22 protein-coding genes are annotated in these 20,903 nt (G+C 51.3%); 9 read left to right on the forward strand and 13 right to left on the reverse strand.

All coding sequences use genetic code 11. The features are described 5' to 3' along the window. Nucleotides 1-61: 61 nt before the first annotated feature. On the reverse strand, nucleotides 62-1,168 hold the full coding sequence (gene nadA / locus BLS62_RS07345; protein ID WP_093178813.1) for a quinolinate synthase NadA: 1,107 nt from the start codon (nucleotides 1,166-1,168) through the stop codon (nucleotides 62-64). A 294-nt stretch (nucleotides 1,169-1,462) separates the two neighbouring features. After that, complete coding sequence (locus BLS62_RS07350) at nucleotides 1,463-2,185, reverse strand: hypothetical protein (protein ID WP_093178816.1); 723 nt, start codon at nucleotides 2,183-2,185, stop codon at nucleotides 1,463-1,465. A gap of 324 nt (nucleotides 2,186-2,509) precedes the next feature. Here BLS62_RS07350 and BLS62_RS07355 point away from each other — a divergent pair, with 324 nt between their 5' ends. Both BLS62_RS07355 and BLS62_RS07360 read left to right on the forward strand, forming a co-directional pair. Then, nucleotides 2,510-3,769, forward strand: a complete 1,260-nt coding sequence (locus BLS62_RS07355; protein ID WP_093178819.1) for an MFS transporter — start codon at nucleotides 2,510-2,512, stop codon at nucleotides 3,767-3,769. 132 nt (nucleotides 3,770-3,901) lie between these two features. Then, nucleotides 3,902-4,897, forward strand: a complete 996-nt coding sequence (locus tag BLS62_RS07360; protein WP_093178822.1) for an acrylyl-CoA reductase (NADPH) — start codon at nucleotides 3,902-3,904, stop codon at nucleotides 4,895-4,897. 110 nt (nucleotides 4,898-5,007) lie between these two features. Here BLS62_RS07360 and BLS62_RS07365 read toward each other — a convergent pair whose 3' ends face one another. The 5 genes from BLS62_RS07365 to BLS62_RS07385 form a co-directional block, all read right to left on the reverse strand. Further along, nucleotides 5,008-6,213: a cell wall hydrolase gene (locus tag BLS62_RS07365; RefSeq protein WP_208990729.1), complete on the reverse strand. Its 1,206-nt coding sequence runs from the start codon at nucleotides 6,211-6,213 to the stop codon at nucleotides 5,008-5,010. A 449-nt stretch (nucleotides 6,214-6,662) separates the two neighbouring features. Further along, complete coding sequence (locus BLS62_RS07370; RefSeq protein ID WP_093188570.1) at nucleotides 6,663-7,688, reverse strand: NUDIX hydrolase; 1,026 nt, start codon at nucleotides 7,686-7,688, stop codon at nucleotides 6,663-6,665. 19 nt (nucleotides 7,689-7,707) lie between these two features. Continuing rightward, nucleotides 7,708-8,232, reverse strand: coding sequence for a tyrosine phosphatase family protein (locus tag BLS62_RS07375; RefSeq protein WP_093188573.1), 525 nt, complete (start codon nucleotides 8,230-8,232; stop codon nucleotides 7,708-7,710). Beyond that, complete coding sequence (locus tag BLS62_RS07380; protein ID WP_093178825.1) at nucleotides 8,232-8,876, reverse strand: YfbR-like 5'-deoxynucleotidase; 645 nt, start codon at nucleotides 8,874-8,876, stop codon at nucleotides 8,232-8,234. Before BLS62_RS07380 ends, BLS62_RS07375 begins: the two co-directional genes overlap by 1 nt. A 50-nt stretch (nucleotides 8,877-8,926) precedes the next feature. After that, nucleotides 8,927-9,769, reverse strand: a complete 843-nt coding sequence (locus BLS62_RS07385; protein WP_200798483.1) for a CAF17-like 4Fe-4S cluster assembly/insertion protein YgfZ — start codon at nucleotides 9,767-9,769, stop codon at nucleotides 8,927-8,929. A gap of 574 nt (nucleotides 9,770-10,343) precedes the next feature. On the opposite strand from BLS62_RS07385, the gene BLS62_RS07395 reads away from it, so the two are divergent. Further along, complete coding sequence (locus BLS62_RS07395) at nucleotides 10,344-11,054, forward strand: class I SAM-dependent methyltransferase (RefSeq protein WP_208990730.1); 711 nt, start codon at nucleotides 10,344-10,346, stop codon at nucleotides 11,052-11,054. Nucleotides 11,055-11,065: 11 nt separating this feature from the next. Here BLS62_RS07395 and BLS62_RS07400 read toward each other — a convergent pair whose 3' ends face one another. Continuing rightward, on the reverse strand, nucleotides 11,066-11,731 hold the full coding sequence (locus BLS62_RS07400) for a hypothetical protein (RefSeq protein WP_208990731.1): 666 nt from the start codon (nucleotides 11,729-11,731) through the stop codon (nucleotides 11,066-11,068). A gap of 171 nt (nucleotides 11,732-11,902) precedes the next feature. Here BLS62_RS07400 and BLS62_RS07405 point away from each other — a divergent pair, with 171 nt between their 5' ends. Continuing rightward, nucleotides 11,903-12,535: a LysE family translocator gene (locus BLS62_RS07405; protein ID WP_208990732.1), complete on the forward strand. Its 633-nt coding sequence runs from the start codon at nucleotides 11,903-11,905 to the stop codon at nucleotides 12,533-12,535. A gap of 79 nt (nucleotides 12,536-12,614) precedes the next feature. Here the strand turns inward: BLS62_RS07405 and BLS62_RS07410 are convergent, their stop codons facing one another. The 4 genes from BLS62_RS07410 to BLS62_RS07425 form a co-directional block, all read right to left on the reverse strand. After that, the gene (locus BLS62_RS07410; protein WP_093178831.1) at nucleotides 12,615-12,890 is read right to left on the reverse strand and encodes a hypothetical protein; all 276 of its coding nucleotides are present in this window, start codon (nucleotides 12,888-12,890) and stop codon (nucleotides 12,615-12,617) included. A 262-nt stretch (nucleotides 12,891-13,152) separates the two neighbouring features. Further along, on the reverse strand, nucleotides 13,153-13,638 hold the full coding sequence (locus BLS62_RS07415; RefSeq protein WP_244283554.1) for a TIGR02301 family protein: 486 nt from the start codon (nucleotides 13,636-13,638) through the stop codon (nucleotides 13,153-13,155). Between the two features lie 131 nt (nucleotides 13,639-13,769). Continuing rightward, nucleotides 13,770-14,183 (reverse strand): NUDIX hydrolase, encoded by a 414-nt coding sequence (locus BLS62_RS07420; RefSeq protein ID WP_093178833.1) that lies wholly within the window; start codon nucleotides 14,181-14,183, stop codon nucleotides 13,770-13,772. After that, nucleotides 14,180-14,689, reverse strand: coding sequence for a hypothetical protein (locus BLS62_RS07425; protein WP_093178836.1), 510 nt, complete (start codon nucleotides 14,687-14,689; stop codon nucleotides 14,180-14,182). The genes BLS62_RS07420 and BLS62_RS07425 overlap by 4 nt, the downstream gene beginning before the upstream one ends. 87 nt (nucleotides 14,690-14,776) lie before the next feature. Between BLS62_RS07425 and BLS62_RS07430 the strand changes: the two genes are divergently transcribed. Both BLS62_RS07430 and fabG read left to right on the forward strand, forming a co-directional pair. Next, nucleotides 14,777-15,541, forward strand: coding sequence for an SOS response-associated peptidase (locus BLS62_RS07430; protein ID WP_093178839.1), 765 nt, complete (start codon nucleotides 14,777-14,779; stop codon nucleotides 15,539-15,541). A gap of 54 nt (nucleotides 15,542-15,595) precedes the next feature. Beyond that, on the forward strand, nucleotides 15,596-16,366 hold the full coding sequence (gene fabG / locus BLS62_RS07435) for a 3-oxoacyl-ACP reductase FabG (RefSeq protein WP_093178842.1): 771 nt from the start codon (nucleotides 15,596-15,598) through the stop codon (nucleotides 16,364-16,366). A gap of 6 nt (nucleotides 16,367-16,372) precedes the next feature. Here the strand turns inward: fabG and BLS62_RS07440 are convergent, their stop codons facing one another. After that, nucleotides 16,373-17,785: an FAD-binding oxidoreductase gene (locus tag BLS62_RS07440; RefSeq protein WP_093178845.1), complete on the reverse strand. Its 1,413-nt coding sequence runs from the start codon at nucleotides 17,783-17,785 to the stop codon at nucleotides 16,373-16,375. A gap of 175 nt (nucleotides 17,786-17,960) precedes the next feature. Here BLS62_RS07440 and fabI point away from each other — a divergent pair, with 175 nt between their 5' ends. The 3 genes from fabI (at nucleotide 17,961) to aroC (ending at nucleotide 20,823) form a co-directional block, all read left to right on the forward strand. Then, nucleotides 17,961-18,773 carry an enoyl-ACP reductase FabI gene (gene fabI / locus BLS62_RS07445; RefSeq protein WP_093178848.1) on the forward strand — a complete coding sequence of 271 codons (813 nt, stop codon included), beginning with the start codon at nucleotides 17,961-17,963 and terminating at the stop codon, nucleotides 18,771-18,773. A gap of 202 nt (nucleotides 18,774-18,975) precedes the next feature. Then, nucleotides 18,976-19,602, forward strand: a complete 627-nt coding sequence (locus BLS62_RS07450) for a histidine phosphatase family protein (RefSeq protein ID WP_093178851.1) — start codon at nucleotides 18,976-18,978, stop codon at nucleotides 19,600-19,602. Nucleotides 19,603-19,731: 129 nt separating this feature from the next. Then, nucleotides 19,732-20,823 (forward strand): chorismate synthase, encoded by a 1,092-nt coding sequence (gene aroC / locus BLS62_RS07455; protein WP_093178854.1) that lies wholly within the window; start codon nucleotides 19,732-19,734, stop codon nucleotides 20,821-20,823. The last annotated feature ends 80 nt before the right edge of the window (nucleotides 20,824-20,903 follow it).

Genomic DNA, 20,903 nt, shown 5'->3' on the forward strand with positions numbered 1-20,903 from the left:
CCCTTTTACAGGCAGCAGGGTGTGCTGACTAATTTGCTGTTAGCCAGCTACACGAAAGCCTCTAGTTCTTCAAGTTGATCATGCGTTCTACGGATGCACGCGCGCGCGCGGCGACACTTTCTTCAACAATCACTTCACCGGACATGTCGACAAGACAATCCAAAATCTTTGCAAGGGTGATGCGCTTCATGTGCGGGCACAGGTTGCAGGGGCGAATGTAATGAACATCCGGCGTGGAAGACGCAACGTTATCAGCCATAGAACACTCGGTGATCATCATCACCTTTTCTGGCTTGTTGTCCTTCACCCAGTCAATCATATGCGCGGTGGAGCCAGCAAAATCGGCTTCCGCAACAACCTCTGGAGTGCATTCAGGGTGCGCGATAATTTTTACATCAGGATCAACCGCGCGGTAATCACGCAGTTCGTCCGCAGTAAATCGCTCATGTACTTCGCAAGAACCCGCGTAAGTCAAAACGTTTACATCGGTCTGATTGTTCACATTGGCAGCAAGATATTGGTCAGGAATCAGAAAAACCGTATCCGCACCCATTGCCTCCACCACCTGCACAGCGTTGGAAGAGGTGCAGCAGATGTCACACTCGGCTTTCACCTCCGCAGAGGTATTGACGTAAGTAACGATAGGAACGCCCGGATTTTCTGCACGCAACCTACGGACATCAGCACCAGTGATGGATTCCGCCAGCGAGCAGCCAGCATCCATATCCGGAATAAGAACGATCTTGTCTGGAGAAAGGATCTTGGAAGTCTCGGCCATGAAGTGCACACCACACTGCACAATCACGTCTGCCTCTGTTTTTCCCGCTTCCTTGGCAAGCTGCAAGCTGTCGCCAACAATATCAGCAACACCGTGGAAAATATCCGGTGTCATGTAATTGTGCGCCAGAATGACGGCGTTGCGCTCTTTCTTCAGTTTGTTAATCGCATGGATGAGGGGAGCAAGCGCAGCCCACTCGATGGCGGGAATGAAATCCTTCACCTTCTCATAAGCGTCCGCCGTCGCAGCAATCACTTCAGGCGTATAAGCCAGATCAGGGCGCGCAACGGGGGCATAACGTTGCTGTGCTGTTAAGCCGGTGCTGGCAGTGATGCCATCAATATTGGAAGCAATGCCATCAATGTTGGCGCTAAGTGTCGTGAAAGACATATGCTTTTCCTCAGGCTTTCCAGTTTTAAACCAGAATGTACTCATTTTGAGTATAAGGGGGTTATAAAAAAATACGGCCGCAAAGCCGGATTAAACCCTTATGCTCATTTTGAGTTTTTATAATACGCTTTGGACTACCGGACAACCTATTCTTTTGCCTGATGCATATGGAAGATGCTGCTCTATTGAATTTTCGGTTTCAAAAGAAGCGCTTAATTCATTAAATTTGTCATGTGCAAATGTAGATAAGGGCTCAAACACGTCCAACCTCAAGGAGATTGGAGTCCCGAGCCCTCATCTGAAATTCAATAGATGTTTCAGTTCTAATTTCGCTGGAACGTAGCTGGACGGGTTACCATCAGCACCTTGATTGACCATGTAATACTGGTTCTCAGAGGTATCAAACACAAGGAAACCATCCTGATCGGCAGGCTTTGTCTGTGTGCCCCATGGAGACTGGATAACAACTTCACCAGCAGGTGCGTAACCGATTGCAGACATACGAACCATCTCAACAGGAACAGTCTTCAACGCACCGGTCAGGCCAGCATCTTTCGCATCAAACATCGCCAGCACTTCTGGAGCCATGCCCAAACGCTTCACAAGACGGGTGTTTTTGGCAGCAACTTCATCAAGACCAACGAGTTCATATTTGGTGTCGAAGGTCTCTTTGCCAATCACGTAAAAATCAGGGCCGGTTTTGCTCATCTGCAACGCAACAACAGAACCAACATTTTTTGCAATGTAGGCATCATCGTAACTGGTGGAATCAACGGAACCCAATGGGCCACTGATAGCTTCTGGCAAGTCTGCGAGCTTATCGCCGGTGATCTTCCAACCAAGGATTGGACGGTCCTTGATGTAAAGCTCAAGTGTTGGCGCGTTCTTTTCAACGCGGGCAGTCAGTTCTGCCTGGCTTTGAATGTCATCTTGTGCAGATGCAGCAAGTGGTGCGCTGACAGCAAAAGCGAGCATGCCCGCTGCAAAGGTTTTACCGAGTGAAAATGTGTGAGTCATCTTTGGCCCCTAACTGTAAATGAGGGAAGTAGGTCACTATCGAAAACAAAGTCAAGCTCACCTGCGTGATACTCTAATAAATTGAAATCTATTAGTATTCTCACATATGAGTGGTTTAAACCTCAGGTTGCTGAGCCGCGAAAGTACTCTACGAATTACTAAGTATTCCAAAAGCTAATAGGTCCCCTCAGTTATTTGAATTATTGTTGATCAGTAATATGGACTAAGCACGCTCTGGTACGCGCTGCATTGCGATAAAATTATTGGAAGACCCACGTACAGGTTCGGACGGAACTAATCTGTGCGTTGGGGAGGAAATTGCCTATGTCCCAAGCGACCCAAGTTGCCGAACGCGCACCCGTTCGGTTTGGACCAAGTGTCCCGCTCATCATCATCAGTGGATGTATCATTGGCATTCTCTCATTTGGACCCCGTTCCACGCTGGGCTTGTTTCTAACTCCTATGTCCAGCGAGTTTGGTTGGGGCAGGGATGTCTTTGCTTTCGCGCTCGCACTGCAAAACCTCGTCTGGGGTGTTGCCCAGCCGTTTGCTGGCATGATGGCTGATAAATATGGAACCGGCAGAACGCTGGTTGTAGGCGCTGTGATTTATGCAGCTGGCCTGTTCCTCATGAGCATGTCCGACACAGGGCTGATGCTTCAGGTCTCGGCTGGTATCCTGATCGGTCTGGGAATTGCCTTCACATCCTTCTCTCTGGTGCTGGCCGCATTCGCGCGCTCCGTTCAGCCCAAATACCACGGCATCGCATTTGGAGTAGGAACAGCTGCAAGCTCCTTTGGACAGTTCCTGTTCGCCCCGCTCGGCCTTGGTTTGATTGAAGGCTTCGGCTGGTCAAATGCACTTGTTTACATGGCGGGTCTTGTCCTCGTTGTGCCGCTGTTCGCCTACATCTTGCGTGGGCGTTCCGCCTCGGTGCCAGAAAACACATCAGACGCACAAGCGGCGATGACCCTTTCCCAAACGTTGGCGCTGGCTTTTAAAACCCGCGACTACATCCTGCTGACCTTCGGCTTCTTTGTCTGTGGGTTCCATGTGGCCTTCATCACGGTTCATATGCCCACCTTCATTGTAGATCAGGGCTTTGACATCTCGTTGGGGGCTTGGGCATTGGCGATGATCGGCCTGTTCAATATTGTCGGCTCCATGTCCTCGGGGATTTTGGGCACCCGCATGCCGAAGCAATATTTGCTGTCGTTCATCTATATCGCTCGCTCTATTGCCATAGCGCTCTACATCACACTGCCAGTGACCGAAACCTCAACGCTCGTCTTCGCTGCGACCATGGGTGTGTTGTGGCTTTCAACAGTGCCGCCGACAAGTGGACTGGTTGCGGTGATGTTCGGACCCCGCTTTATGGCAACGCTGTTTGGTATCGTGTTTTTCTCCCACCAGATCGGGTCCTTTCTCGGTGTCTGGCTGGGCGGTGTGTTCTACGAGCAAAGCGGCAATTACGATGCTATCTGGTGGTTGGGAATCGCGCTGGGAATCTTTGCCGCAATCGTGCATTGGCCGATCCGCGAACAGTCCGCAATGAAGGGTCGACTGGAAGTTCAACCCGCGTAACGTCCCTATAAGTGTAATTAGGTAATAATCTCAGTGAGATAGCTGGGTTTATTACCTAACGTTATTTTCTTGCTTTGGGCATCACCTTCTGCGAGCTTCGGCTTATTGTGATTTCTTGAAAAGGAAAAGCCTGTGAGCGAGTTTGACGCCCTCTGGATTGAAGCAGATGAAAGCGGACGTAAGCCGCTACCAGCCAAGTGGAACAAAGTCACCGTAGATCAGCTCTCTCAGGGCGATGTAACGGTGAAGGTCACGCACACCACGATCAACTACAAAGATGGTCTGGCTTTGGCTGGATCTCCGGGTATCATCCGCAAATTCCCAATGGTTCCGGGCATTGATGTGGTTGGCGAAGTGCTGACCAGCGAGAGCTCACGCTTCAAAGCAGGCGATCAGGTGCTGCTCAACGGCTATGGTGTCGGAGAAGTTCACACCGGGGCCTACGCGCAAGTCGCTCGCCTCAAATCCGAATGCCTGCTGAAGCGCCCGGTCGAGCTATCTGCTGCACGGACGGCTGCCATTGGCACCGCTGGTTACACGGCAATGCTTTGCGTTATGGCGCTGGAAAAATACGGTATCACACCCTCTGACGGTCCTGTTGCAGTGTCCGGCGCATCCGGTGGTGTTGGCACCGTTGCTATTAGCCTTCTTTCCAAACTCGGTTTTGAAGTCATCGCCTTCACAGGCCGAACTGAAGAAGCTGACTTCCTGAAAAGCCTCGGCGCAAGTGAAGTTCTGGATCGCGCTGAGCTGGTTGAGCAGGGCAGGCCAATGGGCAAGGAACGCTGGGCCGCAGCTGTTGATGTGGCAGGCAGCCACACACTGGTAAATTTGCTGGCACAAACCAAATATGGCGGTGCTGTCGCGGCTTGCGGTCTTGCGCAAGGTATGGACATACCAGCCTCTGTCATGCCGTTCATCCTGCGCGGTGTTGCGCTGCTGGGCGTAGATTCCGTCATGGCACCAATGGACAAGCGCGAAGAAGCCTACCGCCGTCTGGTGCGTGATCTCGACCTTGCTAAGCTGGATGCTCTGTCTGAAACAATCAAACTGGCAGATGTAGAAGCGCGCGCGGCCAAGCTGCTCAAAGGGCAAGTCCGCGGACGGACCATCGTAGAAGTTCAATAACCAATACCGCAACCATGAAAAGCGAAAACCCCGCACCAGCTGATGCTGATGTGGGGTTTCTTATTGGTGCGGTCAGGGCGCCAAATTAATTTGCCAACGAGTTGGAGAGCTTAGCTCCACCCACCTCTATAGGTTTTGTAAAAGATGTGTTTTCCGATACGTTTTTTGCGCTGCATAGTCGGAGCCCAGTTCGGGCGAACGTAAGTCGCGTGGTAGTGCGTGGATGCATCAACCTCTGGAATGCTCACTTCACCATTGACGATCTGTTGTGCAATCTTCTTGGCTTTTGCCCAAGGGCCAGCTTCTGTCACGCGCTCTGGAATGCCATCACAGGCAAACGAGAACTGACAGGCATTCTTCTTGCCTTTGTTCTGGTAAACCACACCACATACGCTATTCGGGTAGGTCGGGTTTTTCAGCCGGTTGAGAACAACCTGCGCTACGGCAATCTGCCCATCCCGTGGCTCACTGCGGGCTTCAAAGTAGATAGCCTCCGCAAGACACCGCAGTTCTTGTTTGGAACGTGTCGCCTTTGGCAGAGACCGCATGTACCACCAGTGCGGATTTGTTTTCGCATAGGAAGCAAGTTCGCGGTCAGAAAGCTGAGGCTTTCCCGAAGGGGTGATTGAAACTTTTGGTTTGTTCAACAAGGCATCAAACGGAGCCTTGTCAGTTTGCGGCGTAGCGGGAGCATAAGCTGTTGCCAGCGCAATTCCGTTTTGCTTTGCAATCGAAATCGGCTCAACCTGTTTTGCCTTCTGTGCCATTTGTGTACGGGCAGCGACGGCGGCACGCTTGGCTGCTTTGCCAAGTGGCGAATTATCTGATTGCCCGGTGGTGGAAAGACCAGCAAGCGCATCTCCGCCATAATAGCCGTTAAACGCCATCTGGGGTAACTGAGAAACGAAACGGTCAGAGCTTTTCGGCTTCCCTGCATTCTGGATGAAAGCCACAACACGGCTCGGCAAAGTGCTGCTCTGCATATCGCTTTTGCCAGTGCGGTTTACCGCAAACTGCTGAGTGTCTACTTTTGTAACTGGAATGAAGTATTTGGCAAACTGTCCGCTCTCCCGGTCAGAGACGAACTGCATCCATCGAGGAGTATCCTCATCAAGGGTGCCTGTGAGTGCTGGAATATCCTGATAGGCAACTGGAGACGACACAACCGCCCCAGCTGCAAGGCTTGCAGCTAGAAAAGGGTACTTAAAGTACATGAGGACAGAACGGCGTCCCTCATTCTTTTTGATCCCACGGCCCGACATACGCAATCTACTCCACTCAACGCCCAAAACGCAGCGCATCAAAGCCCCAAACATGGAGCCCACCTTCCGAAGTCGACAGGGTGAGGAAGCCCGAAAAAATCTCTCCCACCCGTCAGTCTTTCGGATGGATGCATTTTTCACTTTTAACCTTGATATAAAGTTAAATTCGTAAAAACCCCAGTAATTCTGCCACACTTCATGCCGCTGACAGCCAGCATATGGTTAATGCGCCGAGGCAGTACTCACCAAAAAACTAGGGCTATTTCATGTCTGGGTGGAGTTTTCAGTTGGGCAAAAACCATAGGATTCAAAAGGCGCAATGCAGTAAATTACACATATGAAATAACGGATGATCACGAGGAGTTCAACACTATCAAAATCTTAACGCGGGCAGGGATAGAGCCACATAATAAATCCACAACTCTGTTCTTTGGGAGAAAAAATGCCGATAAAAATTCTCAAAAAACTGTAGATAACGCAACGGAAGTTAAAGAAAATAGGAATCAGAGCAAGCTGACTCGCAATCCGGGAGCAGGGCGCTCCTTCAAAATATCCCGTCGGAACCGATAGAGCGCAGCAGGGCGTCCGCCAGTTGCGGTTGAGGTGCGACCTGTCTGTTCAACCAACTGTCCGGTTTCAACAAGACGGCGGAAATTTTGCTTATGAAGATGGCGACCAGAGATGGCTTCCACTGTTTGCTGAAGGTCCGTCAGAGTGAATTCAGGCGGCATCAGCTCAAACACCACCGGACGATACTTCAGCTTTGCCCGTAAGCGGGAAAGGGCGGTCGCCAGAATGCGGCGGTGGTCGTGTGCAAGGCCTTCGCCAAGGTCTGGCAAGTCACCCCGTTCAGCAGCTTTAGGCTGTCCATCCCGCAAAGCCTCATACATAAGGCCGGCTCCATACAACAGCTCATAGCGGTCCAGTACACGCTCCTCATCCCATTCCAGCGTTCCGATGCCGAAAGCCAGTTGATAGCGATCTTTGCGGCTGAGTTCCTGAAAAACCCCGCTATCAGGTTCTGGCACTTTGCAGAACCCGTTCATGTTGGGTTGGATGATGCTATCAAGAAGAGCAGGCTGCCCACCTCGCCAATCTTCCCATGGAAAGAAGTCATACCAAGGCCGCCAGCGTGCGCCTTGCTGCGCCAGCAAGCGTTCTGACTCTGGGGTTTGACGGGTAAGCGCCAGATATCCAACAGAGACCATGTGCGGCTCACCCGCTTTGGCCAGTGAGTAGCGATCTCTATCTCCAAACGTATAGAGCTGTTCCACATGTCCAAGATGGAGGGCGGTCTGTTCTTTCACAAAAGCGCGGAGCCCAAGTTCAAACGTTCGGTGGTGGCGAGGATCAAACGGACCAGAGGGCAAACCCAAAAGCTCATCGGGATTTTTTTGCGGCACGGTCAGAACAAAGGGAACCTTGTCCTTTACAGAAACAATGACAGCATTAAGCCCAATGCCGAGCTGAACAGGGGCCATGTCAGCTCCGCTGCGGGCTGCATCTCCTGTCTCAAGTGCTCTGTTCATCTGTGCCATGCTCCGTATGTCAGGCAGGTTGCGCCAAACGACCAATATCCAATGAAAACGGATTACCCTCAAAGGTCTCAGCGCCGCGGCCTATTTCTCTTATAGCTTGTATCATGCGCCCCGCACGCTGCAAGTGGGTGTCTGCCAGTGCAATCAAGCGGGGGTTCGGTGTTGCAACCGGAGAAACTGCCCGTAAATGCAGGGCAAGGTCCTGCTCATTAGCGACAGGCGCACCAGCACAGGCAATGATATAGGCCGCAGCCGTAGACCGGCTCACTCCGGCCCAGCAATGCACAAGCAGAGCCCCCCCAAGCGCAACATCTTGGGAGAATCCCAAAATCTGGGTGACATGCTCAAGGCAAGGGGCAATAAGATCGTCCCGTTCCTCGGCAATATCATTGAACTCCAACACAAGGTGATGCGCTGCCTCAAAACCACCGGGAAGCTGAACGTCTGTGCCCGGAGACACCAGAGACAGGACATGACTTGGCTGTGCTCTAATTAGAGTACCTTCGAGTTTGGAAAGCGGGCAAACATGCAACATCATCTGGCCTGTAATTCAGATTTGCGAGCTTGATCCAGCTCCTCGAACCGAGCCAGAAACGCTTCCTGCGCGGCTTTGGTTGGCAGAGGCACTATGAGGTGCGCCAGAGCGTCCAGTTGCGCATTCGTCACTTTTGCAGGGCGTCCAAAAATCTTGTCGGCTTCATCTTTGCTAAAGCCAGCAAGATGAATTGCTTCCAGATAAGCGCTGATAATATCAGCTTTCTTGGCCAGCTTCGCGATGCTCTTTGGTAACTCTGGCGGCAGCTCGAAAGCCTGGTGGATGGCATGGTGCAGGCGTTCTTCAACCGCCTTATAGGTTCCGCCCATCACATTCTTGAAAGGGGAGATCATATCGCCAACCACATATTCGGGTGCATCATGCAGCAACACCGCCATGCGCCATTGAATTTCCAGATCTGGCTTCAACATCAATGCGATGTCTTCCACCACCACACTGTGCTGGGCAACGGAGAAGGCATGGTCGCCAATCGTCTGCCCGTTCCACCGCGCAACACGAGCCAGACCATGCGCGATGTCAGAAAGTTCCACATCAAGTGGGGAAGGGTCCAACAAATTCAGCCGTCTTCCAGAAAGCATTCGTTGCCATGCACGGGGGGAAGAAGAGGAAAGCTCAGCACACATATGTCAATCAAACCGGTTATCAGGGGTTTAGGGAAGTTTCACGGTATCTCTTATTCTGATGAAGGCCATGCGAAGGTCGCCCAATCCGGAATAGAGGGTGAAAGGCTGATACCCTCACAGGTGAGTGAAACACCTGCATCCATCGCTGTCTTGGCTCTGTCCAACCGCACCATGGCCAGTCCATTAGAACCGGAGGACGACCCGAGCGTACCAACACTTTTTTCGCCTGCCAGAATATCGCTGCCAGCCGCCGGCAGAGCTGCATCAGCCGAAACCTGAATGATCCGCTTGCGCGCTGTGCCTCTGTGCTTCATGCGGGAAACAACTTCCTGCCCAATAAAGCAGCCTTTGGAGAACGCCACGCCGTTGAGGCTGTCCATATCCGTATCATGCGGGAACACATCTGCCAGCTGAAAGTCCAACCCACTTTGCGGAATACCCAAAGCGATGCGATGCGCATCATAATCCGCCTCAGTGGCCGTCTCGATAACTGGGACAGAGGAGATAAAGCGCAGGCCCAAATCAGCATGGCGAGGATCGCGCATTTGGTCGGCAGATAGATCATCGCCCCATTCGGCAACAACGCGAACCGCTTCATCCGCGGATTCAACAGTCACCTTGGCACGCAGCTTATAAAACGCCAGCCGCTTGGCAAACGCATCGGCTTGATCGTCGCTTACATCAATAAAAAACCCCTCAGTCTGTGTGTCAGGGAACACGAAGAAATCCCAGAGGATCTTACCTTGAGGTGTCAACAAAGCGCCAAATGCACTCGTAGCCGGGCCAAGATCACTCACATCACAGCTAATGAGATTTTGGAGGAATTCCTTGGCATCCTCTCCCCAAACCTTCACGAGTTTTCGTGAGGCGAGAGTCGCGCGCATAGATCCCATAGATCTGTCCCTCCAATGAATAAAACAACAAGAGTGTTTCATAACCCATCAGCCATTCTCACACCACGGAAAAAGCAGAATGCCTGTGGGTGAAACAGTCCCATCTGCGAAAATACACATCTGAGAAGAAAGATGCATTCTCAGAATTATAGGACAAGCCTTCACTCGCGGATATGCCAGGCGGCAAGCAGGTCCACCAACACGCCGCATCCGGTCCGAATTTCCCCTATTTACGGCCTGAGCAATTCGCGCAAATTGGAGAAAGAGCCGCCCGAGTGCGCGTTGTTAATCGGTCTTTCACGGAGCATCTGGATAATCAAACTGCAAATAGCTTGGATGCCTAGGTGCTGTTGGATGCGTAAGACTGGATGACAGGCGAGCCAACCATTTTGCCGGGGCGGGTACACAAGAGAATACTGGGGCAGTGGGCCTATGATGAGGCAAAAAGCAGATGCCTCGGAAAACTGGACCGCTCTTCCATTTACGGTGGGTTCCACCTCTACATCTATAAATAAACAAGAATAAGTATGTGAGGGAATTGAAATGGCGAATGTAAAGTCCTCAGCCATCACTGATGGATAAAGCTTACAAGAACCAGCGGCATTTTTACGACCTGACCAGAAAACACTCCCTTCTGGGTCGTGATCACCTGATTACACATCTGACTGCACCACGCGGCAGTACAGTGCTGGAGTTGGGCTGTGGCACAGGTCGTAACCTCATTGAGGCAGCCAAAGCCTATCCAAGCTGTCAGTTCTTCGGTGTCGATATTTCCGAGGAGATGTTGAAGACAGCTCATTCCAATATTCACAAGGCAGACCTTAGTCACCGCATTCATCTGGCGCAGGCTGATGCAACCAGCTTTGATCCCTTTGTGAAGTTTGGCATCGATACGTTTGACCGGGTGTTTCTGTCTTATTGCGTCTCCATGATGCCACCATGGGAAGCTGCTTTGCAAAACGGTGTGAAGCTTCTGGCAAAAGGAGGGCAGCTGTCTGTCGTGGATTTCGGTCAGCAGGACCGCCTGCCTCGCGTGTTCAAGTCACTTCTGGAAAAATGGCTGAGCAGGTTTCATGTTTCACCACGGGCGAACCTGCAAGACGCGATGTATGCATTGGCGACCAAGAGCAACGCAAAGCTGCGTTTCAGCAAACTCTATCGCGGTTATGCCTACTACGCTGAGCTGGACAGCAGTTTTTACACCTGCTTCATGGAGCAACCCACGCAGCTTGATAGGTTGAGTGGCGAAAATGAGAGTATGAAAGAAATTCGCAAGGCGGGATAAGCCTAGGCCTATTAGTCTCCGGCAATAAAGCTGAGCACATCCCCATTCTTTGAAACTTCAAGGCGGTAGAAGGTCCAGGCACCATAATCAAGCATCTCGAAATAATCTGCTGCGGTGACGATCTGGTACATCTCTACTTTTTGGGAAGCACTTAAATCGTGCAGGGGATATCGAGCAAAATAGGGCCAGATATAAGCTTCTTCCTCTGTTCCTTCATTCAGCCGCAGGTAGCCTGCTTCGATAACATCCAGCAAAATTGCAAGAATCTCATAGCCTTCACCATCGCCGGAACTCTCTTTCAAAAAAGTGACGGGATCTCGAACTGGCGTGAAAGAAAGCTCAGGCGGCCGCTCTTGTTTGGCAAACAAAGGCGCAAGCTGTGCAACGTCGCCGCTCCGAGCAATGGCAATGAGCGCAGCGCGGGCCGCTTTCACAGCCTCAGGCAGGTCTGCATCGCCATAAAAGATGTCCAACTTAGGCAGAGGTGGTTCCTCTGAAAAAATCTCATTCAACTCTTCGTCAGAACTGTCTTCCTTGTTGAAATCCTCGCCAAGAAGTGGGAACTGCTCAACTTTGGGGCGTTGAATGCGAATCGTTTCGGTCTTTATTGCCTGTGTTGCCGCCAAAGCAGGAGCGGAGGCGCAAAATAACCCTATGAAGAGTAGGCGAAAATACATGAAGTGCTCCGAAACGGATTAAGGGCCTGTGTGTCGAGACCTAGTTTAAGTGTTTGTTTGGAATCAAGGAAGAAACGGGCAATTGCCTATGCACAAGCTAGTGCGTCCTTAGGGAATATATAAGAAGATCTGACAGGTAACTGGTGAGATTTGGAAGTATGGATACGGACGTTGGACATTGAATTCTTTGTTACAGGACTAATCATTGGGCTGATCACGTCAGCTCCAATTGGCCCTGTGAACGTTTTGGCGATTAGAAGAGCGGTGCATTATGGGTTCTTACCCGGCATGATTGCCGGATTTGGGGCTGTTCTGGCCGATGGCGTATTTGCCTTCGCCGCCGCCTTTGGTGTGACAACCATTGCAGAGTTTGTAACGCACCATGAATTTTATATTCAATCGGTAGGCGGCCTGCTGCTTATTGTTTTTGGCATCAGTGTGTATCGATCGCATCCACACTTAAAAGGTGGCAGCGACGGCGGACCAACCATATGGCGTGGTATGTTTGTGTCCTTTGCCATGACCATCACCAATCCCGGCGCAATTCTCGGTTTTATCGCCATCTTCGGTTCTTTGGGAGATCGCGCGCCCCTGCGAGGGGACTATATCGGGGCTCTGGAGTTGGTTTTTGGCGTGCTAATTGGCGCGCTATGCTGGTGGGCGTGCCTGTCGGCATTCGTTTCAAAATTACGAAGCCGCATGAACGACAATTGGCTTTCCGTAATCAATCACGTCGCTGGTGTAATCCTACTGGTGTTTGCTGCGGTTATCCTCGCTAATGTGGCCAGGATTGCATTCCTCTGAAAACCAGCGCTTTAAAACCGGACAAAATAAAAGCCCCGGAGGATCCGAGGCTTCATGGTCTGACAGATTATGATCTGGATTAGTGCAGGCGGCGCTCCAAAGAGTAATCGCCGCGTTCTACGCGCTGGGGGATTTCCTCTGCAAATTTGGAAACGGCTTCTTCGCCATACAAGGATACCAGATCCATCATCGCGGAAAACAGAGCAGCATGCGCAAGGGCAGTGCTGTCGATACCGTGAGAGAGTCCATCTTCCCAAGCTTCTTGAATGAAGCTTAGAGCCAGTCGGCGAATATCAGCATCAGATGCATCGATCTCTTCTGTAAATTCGCCGGCGATAACGTCGTCCTTGATCATGCTGGCTCTCAGTCCCTCTATGTGCTGCTTCTTTTATTTTGCCATTACACTTAACTGGCAAATCAATCCAAATGAAGCGTCGCATGCCTTATCTGTTAAGCGGAAGTTAACACGCAAAACGGCAGGAACAACCGACTCACTGTTGTTTTGGTAAACTCGTCCAGAGCTTCTGTAGGTTATGGTTAATATTTGTGGCAAAGCCGAGTTATCCAAAACTCGTGCAAAAGTTGTCTGTGGATAACGGTTGCAACCTGATTCTTTGTCAATCGCGGCTGTACTTACCCGTGACCTCTTGTGTGATAATTGCTCCTTCGCCTGCGAATCTGCGAGAGGATTCCACGGCCGCCGGAGTGCAAGTTCTGTAGACGGATGCAAATCCCCGATAGCTTTGGTTAAATCGCTCAACAAGGCGGCGGCGTCTCAGCTCGTTTTGCACTTCAGCACCCAGCAGCGAATACATTCTTTCACGCCATTCTTCTCCTTCAGCGTATCCGCAAAGCGGGCGAAGGTAGTGCAGGGCGCCGAGTATTTCGGAGAGCCGGATGAGCTGCGGCTCATAAGGTGGCTCTTTGAGTTCTGGTTGAGCGGGTTTTGCTGAAGTTTGGCTCGCATCCTGCGCAAATGCAGCAGGTGTAAGGCTAAGACATGCCCCCAAAAACATTGCACCCATGACAGAAGCCCGGCGCAAATTGCGGCCTTGCTTCACAGGTGCCTGTAATGGACCAACGGTTTTGGTGTGTTTAGCCAAGCTTCATCCCAACAACAGTGCGCGTCACAAAATATTCTTCAAGGATGGCCGTCTACCTCCCTCCTGTCCACTAGGGAACCTTGGGGATCTCCGGTTTTCCAATGTTGAGCAAACGCCGCGCCTACTCGCGCTTACATAGGTAACAGAAGTTTCTGAATGTGTTGTTGCATACCGGGAACAAGCGGTAAGTGCATGGAATCTTCCCAAGAGAACCAGGAAAGCTCTTCAGCATCAGAGCCAGCAGAAGCCTTTCCTTGCGCACAAATGCATTTGAAAACATGAATGCGGAAATTCGGATAATTGCTGGTTGCAACAGGGTAGGCGATGGTCCACTCGGTCAGGTTCGTTGCAATAAGCGCAGTCTCTTCCTGTAGCTCTCGTGCGGCAGCCGTTTCAAGGCTTTCACCAGGTTTCACCTTCCCACCGGGAAAACACCACAGCCCCTCAGAGGGTGCATGAGCGCGCTTAATAAGCAGGACTTTATCATTTTGAACGCAGGCAACGCTAATTGCCTCAACGTATTCCGGGGTATTCTGATTGCTCATGAGAAAAGGGCGTCAACATCAGCTTGAGTATTGTCTTCAAGGCCAGCGGTCTCTTCTGGAATATGACCATGAATGATGGAACCTGCTTGAGACAGCAGAGGTCTTATGATTGAAACAGCCTTGTCCTGAACCAGATGAAGCAGTTCACCAGCAATTTCTCCGCCGCCCAGCATCTTCTGGAGCGCGATGACCTCCTGGTCAATCTCGGCAATACACGTTTCCAGAGCCATCCGAAGCCGCTCTTCAACAGCGCCGTAAGCGCGGATAGCCAGCTCTTTCTCGGAAAACTTAGAGGCGCGAAAATGTGTGGTATAGTCCGCCGGTTCCCATGCCAAAACATCTTCGGCGCAATCGGGAATATCAGGAAGCATTTCAAGAAGCATGATCACTTCATTGAAATGGTTAAGATAGTCAGTTGCTAGGCCGGTGGATGGATTGATGTTTGCATGCGTTAAGAGCTCAGGAGAAAGTTCTCCTATGCCAATTTTATCGCAGTACATATCCATTGCAGCCTCCCAGCTTCATAATCTGTCGCGCGGAACCTATCTCTCGATTGGTTGCAATTTTACTAAAATACGAACAGAGTATTCTGCATGTGTGGTAGATATAGCCTTTCAGCGTCTCCGGAAGAAGTCCAAACGCTATTTAAATACATTGAGCAGCCGAATTTTCCACCAAGATACAACATAGCACCGACTCAACCAATTGCACTTGTAAAACAAGAAAATGGTGGGCGCCACTTCGGGTTAGCGCGATGGGGGCTCGTTCCATCCTGGGTAAAAGACCCCGCCAGCTTTACACTATTGCTCAATGCCAGAGCTGAAACACTGGAAGAAAAACCGTCATTTCGCGCAGCAGTCCGCCATCGGCGATGCTTGATGCCTGCAAACGGGTTTTTTGAGTGGCAGCGCAGTGGAAGTGTCAAGCAACCCTATTGGATTGCACCACCCGATGGTCGCCTCCTTGCCTTTGCCGGCCTGTGGGAAACTTACTCCCATCCAGATGGGGGAGATATAGACACTGCAGCGCTGATCACAGTGGATGCAAATACGATGATGAAACCAATTCATCATCGTATGCCGGCCATCATCGCACCAGAGGATTTCGAGGCATGGCTGAGTAACGGTAGTTTCATGGCAAGAGACGCTGTCAAGCTGCTCAAACCAGCTGCTGAGGACCTGCTCGCGGCGACGCCGGTTTCAACTCGCGTCAACAGCGTCATAAATGATGGTCCGTATTTGTGGGATCGGGAAGTGGTAGAAGCCCCACAAAAACCAGTCAAAGCAGAGCCCAAGCCTTCACGGAAAAAGGCTATGGGTGGATCTGGGCCTGACAATGGGCAGTTAGATTTGTTTTAGGTCTTCCGAAGATACTCTTTGGCAATTCAATTCGTTTTCATCAAAGGAAAATCAATGTTGGAATCGCTGAAGGGGAAATCTGTCATCGTTACGGGTGGTTCCAAAGGTATTGGGCTGGGCGTATCGATTGCATTTGCAAAGGCAGGGGCTTTTGTCACCATCGCCGCACGCGGTGAAGAAGCTGGAGCAAATGCGGTTGAGGCCGTTGCACTGGCAGGGGGCACAGTCCAATTCCTCCAATGTGATGTAAGTGATTGGGCATCCGTAGAGAGTGTATTTAACGAGGTCGCCAAGGACTATGGACTGGATATAGTCTGTGCAAACGCGGGCATCTTCCCAAAGCAAACAATAGAGAAAATGCATCCCGATGAGTGGGATCTAGTGTTGGACTCCAACCTCAAGTCCAGTTTCTACTGCGTGAAGGCAGCGCTTCCTCACATGAAAAAGCAAGGGAAGGGGCGCATCGTGCTCACCTCTTCCATCACCGGCCCTATCACGGGAGATGTGGGTTGGTCCCACTACGCAGCCTCAAAAGCCGGACAACTTGGGTTTATGCGCACTGCAGCTTTAGAGCTGGCGCCTCACAACATCACTATCAATTCGATCTTGCCGGGAAACATCAGAACAGAGGCTCTGAATGATCTGGGCGAGGACTATCTCCAAAAGATGGGCAACACGATCCCATTGGGTCGGCTTGGTGCACCAGAAGATATTGCAGGCGCAGCCCTGTTCTTAGCCAGTGACGCAGCCTCTTACATCACTGGTCAGCAAATTGTGGTTGATGGTGGACAGGTGCTCCCGGAAGGACTGGAAGCACCAGATTAGGTAATCTCAGAGAATACGGCCCGGACTGAACATCGTCTTCGGGTCCAGCGCTGCTTTGATGGAGCGCATCATGTTCATCTCGACCGTGCTCTTCACTTCAGCCAGCAGATCCCGCTTCAAAATGCCGATCCCATGTTCGGCTGAGATGGAACCGTTGTAGCTGGCAACAATCCCATGTACGACACGGTTCACATCATCCCACTTGGCAAGGTATTCTGCCTTATCAGCGCCTTTGGGTTGGGTGATGTTAAAGTGTATGTTGCCATCGCCCATATGTCCAAAGGGGACTGGGCGGCATCCCGGTACAGCCTTCAGAACCGCCTCGAGCGCTTCCTCAAGAAACTCGGGAACCTTGGCAACAGGCACAGACACATCGTGCTTGATGGATCCGCCCTCAAACTTTTGCGCCTCAGATAGACCATGACGCAGCCGCCAGAAGTCAGCCGCCTGTGCTTTGCTCTGAGCCAGTAGACCATCACGCAACATGTCAGCTTCAAAAGCTTCGGTGAAGATGGTTTCTGTCAGGCTGGCAATGTCGATGTCTTTGGTTCCCGCAGAAATTTCGATGAGCACATACCATGGGTGTTGCTGTTCAAACGGAAAGCGGGATTGTTCCATGTGGTCACACACAAACTGCATGCCGGACTGAGGCATCAATTCAAAGCCGGTAAGCATGCTACCTGCGTGACTTTTTGCCAATGAAAACAGCGAAAGTGCCTTTGCGGGCGATTCTAAGGCGACCAGAGCAACCTCAATCGAGGCTGGAGCTGGCTGTAATTTGAGGCTGGCACCCGTAATGATCCCCAGAGTGCCCTCTGATCCGATAAATATTTGTTTCAAATCGTAACCAGTATTGTCTTTTCGCAGCGTCCGAAGTCCGTTCCAAACCTCTCCGTTTGCAAGCACAACTTCCAGCCCCAAAACCTGGTCCCGTGTATTGCCGTAAGAGACTACTGCAGTGCCTCCTGCGTTGGTTGCAATGTTGCCGCCAATTTGACAGGAGCCTTGCGATGCGAGCGTGAGTGGAAACAAACACCCATGTTTTTCCGCGGCGTCATGAATGGCTTGCAGCGTGACGCCTGCATCCACGGTCATCGTATATCCTTCAGGATCAATATCACGAATTTTCGTTAATCTAGAAAGGGATAGGACAATTTCGCTTCCATCCGGATTGGGAATTTGCCCGCCAACAAGACCGGTATTTCCACCCTGAGGGACCACCTTTAAATCATGCTGTGCCGCAAGCGTAATGCAGTGTGCAACTTCTGATGTAGAGCCCGGCCGCAGGACCATAGGCGTCGCACCCCGGAACTTGTCTCGCCATTCGGTGAGAAAAGGGGCTTTATCTTGCTCGCTGACGAGCACATTCGCGTCTCCAATAAGAGCTTGAAACGCGGTCACCAAATTTGGATTTGTCATTGTTGCTTCGCAGTGTTGGAAGTTGATCTGTCTCTAACTATCAGATAATGGGAGCACAAGAACACGTCCATGACTGAATTGGACTTTTTTCGGTGGCTTGTAGCCAAATGAACAGTATGCCATAGCATTTTTAATCTGTTCGCTAGATCAAGTGATATTCACTCAGGAGAAAAACATGGCAGAAGCGCAAGGATTGATGGCCGGCAAACGTGGTCTCATCATGGGACTGGCCAACAATCGGTCCATCGCTTGGGGTATTGCGAAAGCACTACACGATGCCGGAGCTGAAATTGCGCTCACCTATCAGGGTGAAGCACTCAAGAAGCGCGTTGAACCATTGGCTCAAAAACTCAATGCAATCGTTGTTGGTGATTGTGACGTCACAGACGAAGCAAGCATTGATGCCGCATTTGAGGTTTTGGAGGAAAAATGGGGGAAGATCGACTTCCTAGTTCACGCGATTGCTTTCTCTGACAAGGATGAGCTGACTGGTCGTTATTTGGACACCAGTGCAGACAACTTTGCAAAGACAATGCAGATTTCCTGTTACTCGCTGGCATCCGTTGCCCGCCGCGCAGAAAAGCTGATGACCGAAGGTGGTTCCATTGTAACTCTCACCTACTACGGTGCAGAGAAGGTTATGCCGAACTACAACGTCATGGGTGTTGCAAAGGCTGCTCTGGAAGCAAGCGTAAAATACCTCGCAGTAGACCTTGGCCCTAAGAAAATCCGCGTTAACGCGATTTCCGCTGGCCCAATCAAAACACTGGCAGCAGCTGGTATCGGCGATTTCCGCTACATCTTGAAATGGAACGAGTACAACGCACCGCTGCGTGAAACCGTAACCATTGATGATGTTGGAAACTCCGCTTTGTACCTCACATCCCACCTGTCCCGTTCCGTCACTGGTGAAACCCACCATGTCGACAGCGGCTACCATGTGGTTGGAATGAAGGCCGTAGACGCACCGGACATCTCCGTCGTCTGATAGCCTTCTCGATGACTATAAATTGAAAGAAAGGCGCTCTTCGGGGCGCCTTTTTTATTGGCTAGGTGGAGACACGGGTCGGCAGCGCCAATCAAGAATATGTGCATAACCCCCTGTCTTCTGGTAGATCTCGCCCCATACGCTATGAAAGAAGCCGCTAGAACTTCGTGAACCTGTGACAACCGCTGGAAGTAATACCTAAATGACAGTCCCAACGATGCCCCTTGCCAAAATCACTCCGACACCGCTGCTGTATGTACGCCATGGTCAGACGGATTGGAATTTGGAAGGTCGGATGCAGGGCGGTCAGGATATCCCCCTTAACGATACAGGGCGCAATCAGGCGCGTCGCAATGGCATGGTCATGAAAGACTTCCTGCCGGATTTGAGTATGAGTTCTGATGATTTTGTGTTCGTTTGCTCGCCTATGATCCGTGCTCGGGAAACCATGGAACTCCTGCGCACAGAGATGGGGCTCGATCCTCAGGATTACAAAATCGATAAGCGCCTTCGGGAAATTACCTTTGGCGAGGTAGAGGGGATGACTGTCCCTGAAATGAAAATCAAACGCCCTGAAGTTATTCAAAATCGCCGCCAAGACAAATGGGGCTACGTTCATCCGGGCGGAGAGAGCTATAAAATGGTCTCTGAACGCATCTATGAATGGATGTCGGAACAGCAAGACCCAATGATTGTTGTCGCCCATGGTGTGGTGATGCGCGTGCTGCGCGGATTGCTCTGTGGGTATGCACCAGCAGAAATTCCAGACCTTGATACCCCGCAGGACCAGTTTCTCCTGTGGCGAGATGGCTCTGAGGCTTGGATTTAGTCGATTGTTGCAAGTCTATGCAGTCAGTTCGGAAAAAATGGAGCAAGTACTGCGAGGCTCTCAATTGACCTCACTTTGGAACCCTCTTAAAACCACTATAAATCTCTTTATGAATTGAGCTGGTAAAGCATGTCCCATAACACCTTTGGTCATCTGTTTCGCGTCACCACTTGGGGCGAGAGCCATGGACCGGCCATTGGCTGTGTCGTTGATGGTTGTCCGCCGCTTCTTCCGATCACTGCCGAAGAGATTCAGGTGTATCTGGACCAACGCAAGCCGGGTCAGAACAAATTCACGACCCAGCGCCGTGAACCGGATCAGGTGAAAATTCTCTCTGGTGTGATGCTGGATGAAGATGGTGTGCAACGGACGACCGGAACACCCGTCTCCCTGATGATCGAGAACACAGACCAGCGTTCCAAAGATTACTCCGAGATCAAAGAGCGCTACCGTCCGGGCCATGCAGATTATTCCTACGACGCCAAGTACGGTATCCGTGATTATCGGGGCGGAGGACGCTCCTCAGCCCGTGAAACCGCATCACGCGTTGCTGCTGGTGGTCTGGCTCGAAAGGTTATTCCAAACATTCTAATCCGTGGCGCGCTTGTGCAAATGGGACCGCACAAGATCAATCGCGACAACTGGGATTGGAATGAGATCCACAACAACCCGTTCTTCTGCCCGGACAAAGAAGCTGCAGTCTTCTTTGAAGAGTATTTGGATGGCATCCGCAAAGCTGGTTCCTCCATTGGCGCCGTCATTGAAGTGGTTGCTGAGAACGTGCCGGTCGGTCTGGGTGCGCCGCTTTATGGCAAGCTGGATCAGGATCTGGCCTCCGCGATGATGTCCATCAACGCCGTAAAAGGTGTTGAGATTGGCAACGGCTTTGAAGCAGCTTGTCTGACGGGCGAGCAAAACGCCGATGAGATGCGAATGGGACCGGATGGTAAGCCAGACTTCCTCACCAACCACGCGGGTGGCGTATTGGGTGGTATCTCCTCAGGCGCACCTGTCTCCGTCCGCTTTGCAGTGAAGCCAACCTCCTCCATCCTCACACCGCGCAAATCCATCACCCGCAGCGGTGATGAGGTGGATGTAATGACCAAAGGCCGCCATGACCCCTGCGTTGGCATTCGCGCCGTCCCTGTTGGCGAGGCTATGATGGCCTGTGTCCTAGCAGATCATGTATTACGCGACAGAGGCCAATGCGGAGAACGCTAAGCCCTTTAAGCGACGACAAACACTCTCATTCCCATCAAAAGGCGCAGGGCACTCCCGCGCCTTTTTTGTTACCCCGATGT

It is taken from the genome of Pseudovibrio sp. Tun.PSC04-5.I4, from assembly GCF_900104145.1.
GTDB lineage: Bacteria > Pseudomonadota > Alphaproteobacteria > Rhizobiales > Stappiaceae > Pseudovibrio.

What these genes read in the sequence shown, in the direction of transcription:
- nadA (WP_093178813.1), bottom strand. Translation starts at nt 1,168, where the DNA reads ATGTCTTTCACGACACTTAGCGCCAACATTGATGGCATTGCTTCCAAT.
- BLS62_RS07350 (WP_093178816.1), bottom strand. Translation starts at nt 2,185, where the DNA reads ATGACTCACACATTTTCACTCGGTAAAACCTTTGCAGCGGGCATGCTC.
- BLS62_RS07355 (WP_093178819.1), top strand. Translation starts at nt 2,510, where the DNA reads ATGTCCCAAGCGACCCAAGTTGCCGAACGCGCACCCGTTCGGTTTGGA.
- BLS62_RS07365 (WP_208990729.1), bottom strand. Translation starts at nt 6,213, where the DNA reads ATGTTTGGGGCTTTGATGCGCTGCGTTTTGGGCGTTGAGTGGAGTAGA.
- BLS62_RS07370 (WP_093188570.1), bottom strand. Translation starts at nt 7,688, where the DNA reads ATGAACAGAGCACTTGAGACAGGAGATGCAGCCCGCAGCGGAGCTGAC.
- BLS62_RS07375 (WP_093188573.1), bottom strand. Translation starts at nt 8,232, where the DNA reads ATGTTGCATGTTTGCCCGCTTTCCAAACTCGAAGGTACTCTAATTAGA.
- BLS62_RS07380 (WP_093178825.1), bottom strand. Translation starts at nt 8,876, where the DNA reads ATGTGTGCTGAGCTTTCCTCTTCTTCCCCCCGTGCATGGCAACGAATG.
- BLS62_RS07385 (WP_200798483.1), bottom strand. Translation starts at nt 9,769, where the DNA reads ATGGGATCTATGCGCGCGACTCTCGCCTCACGAAAACTCGTGAAGGTT.
- BLS62_RS07395 (WP_208990730.1), top strand. Translation starts at nt 10,344, where the DNA reads ATGGATAAAGCTTACAAGAACCAGCGGCATTTTTACGACCTGACCAGA.
- BLS62_RS07400 (WP_208990731.1), bottom strand. Translation starts at nt 11,731, where the DNA reads ATGTATTTTCGCCTACTCTTCATAGGGTTATTTTGCGCCTCCGCTCCT.
- BLS62_RS07410 (WP_093178831.1), bottom strand. Translation starts at nt 12,890, where the DNA reads ATGATCAAGGACGACGTTATCGCCGGCGAATTTACAGAAGAGATCGAT.
- BLS62_RS07420 (WP_093178833.1), bottom strand. Translation starts at nt 14,183, where the DNA reads ATGAGCAATCAGAATACCCCGGAATACGTTGAGGCAATTAGCGTTGCC.
- BLS62_RS07425 (WP_093178836.1), bottom strand. Translation starts at nt 14,689, where the DNA reads ATGGATATGTACTGCGATAAAATTGGCATAGGAGAACTTTCTCCTGAG.
- BLS62_RS07430 (WP_093178839.1), top strand. Translation starts at nt 14,777, where the DNA reads ATGTGTGGTAGATATAGCCTTTCAGCGTCTCCGGAAGAAGTCCAAACG.
- fabG (WP_093178842.1), top strand. Translation starts at nt 15,596, where the DNA reads ATGTTGGAATCGCTGAAGGGGAAATCTGTCATCGTTACGGGTGGTTCC.
- BLS62_RS07440 (WP_093178845.1), bottom strand. Translation starts at nt 17,785, where the DNA reads ATGACAAATCCAAATTTGGTGACCGCGTTTCAAGCTCTTATTGGAGAC.
- fabI (WP_093178848.1), top strand. Translation starts at nt 17,961, where the DNA reads ATGGCAGAAGCGCAAGGATTGATGGCCGGCAAACGTGGTCTCATCATG.
- BLS62_RS07450 (WP_093178851.1), top strand. Translation starts at nt 18,976, where the DNA reads ATGACAGTCCCAACGATGCCCCTTGCCAAAATCACTCCGACACCGCTG.
- aroC (WP_093178854.1), top strand. Translation starts at nt 19,732, where the DNA reads ATGTCCCATAACACCTTTGGTCATCTGTTTCGCGTCACCACTTGGGGC.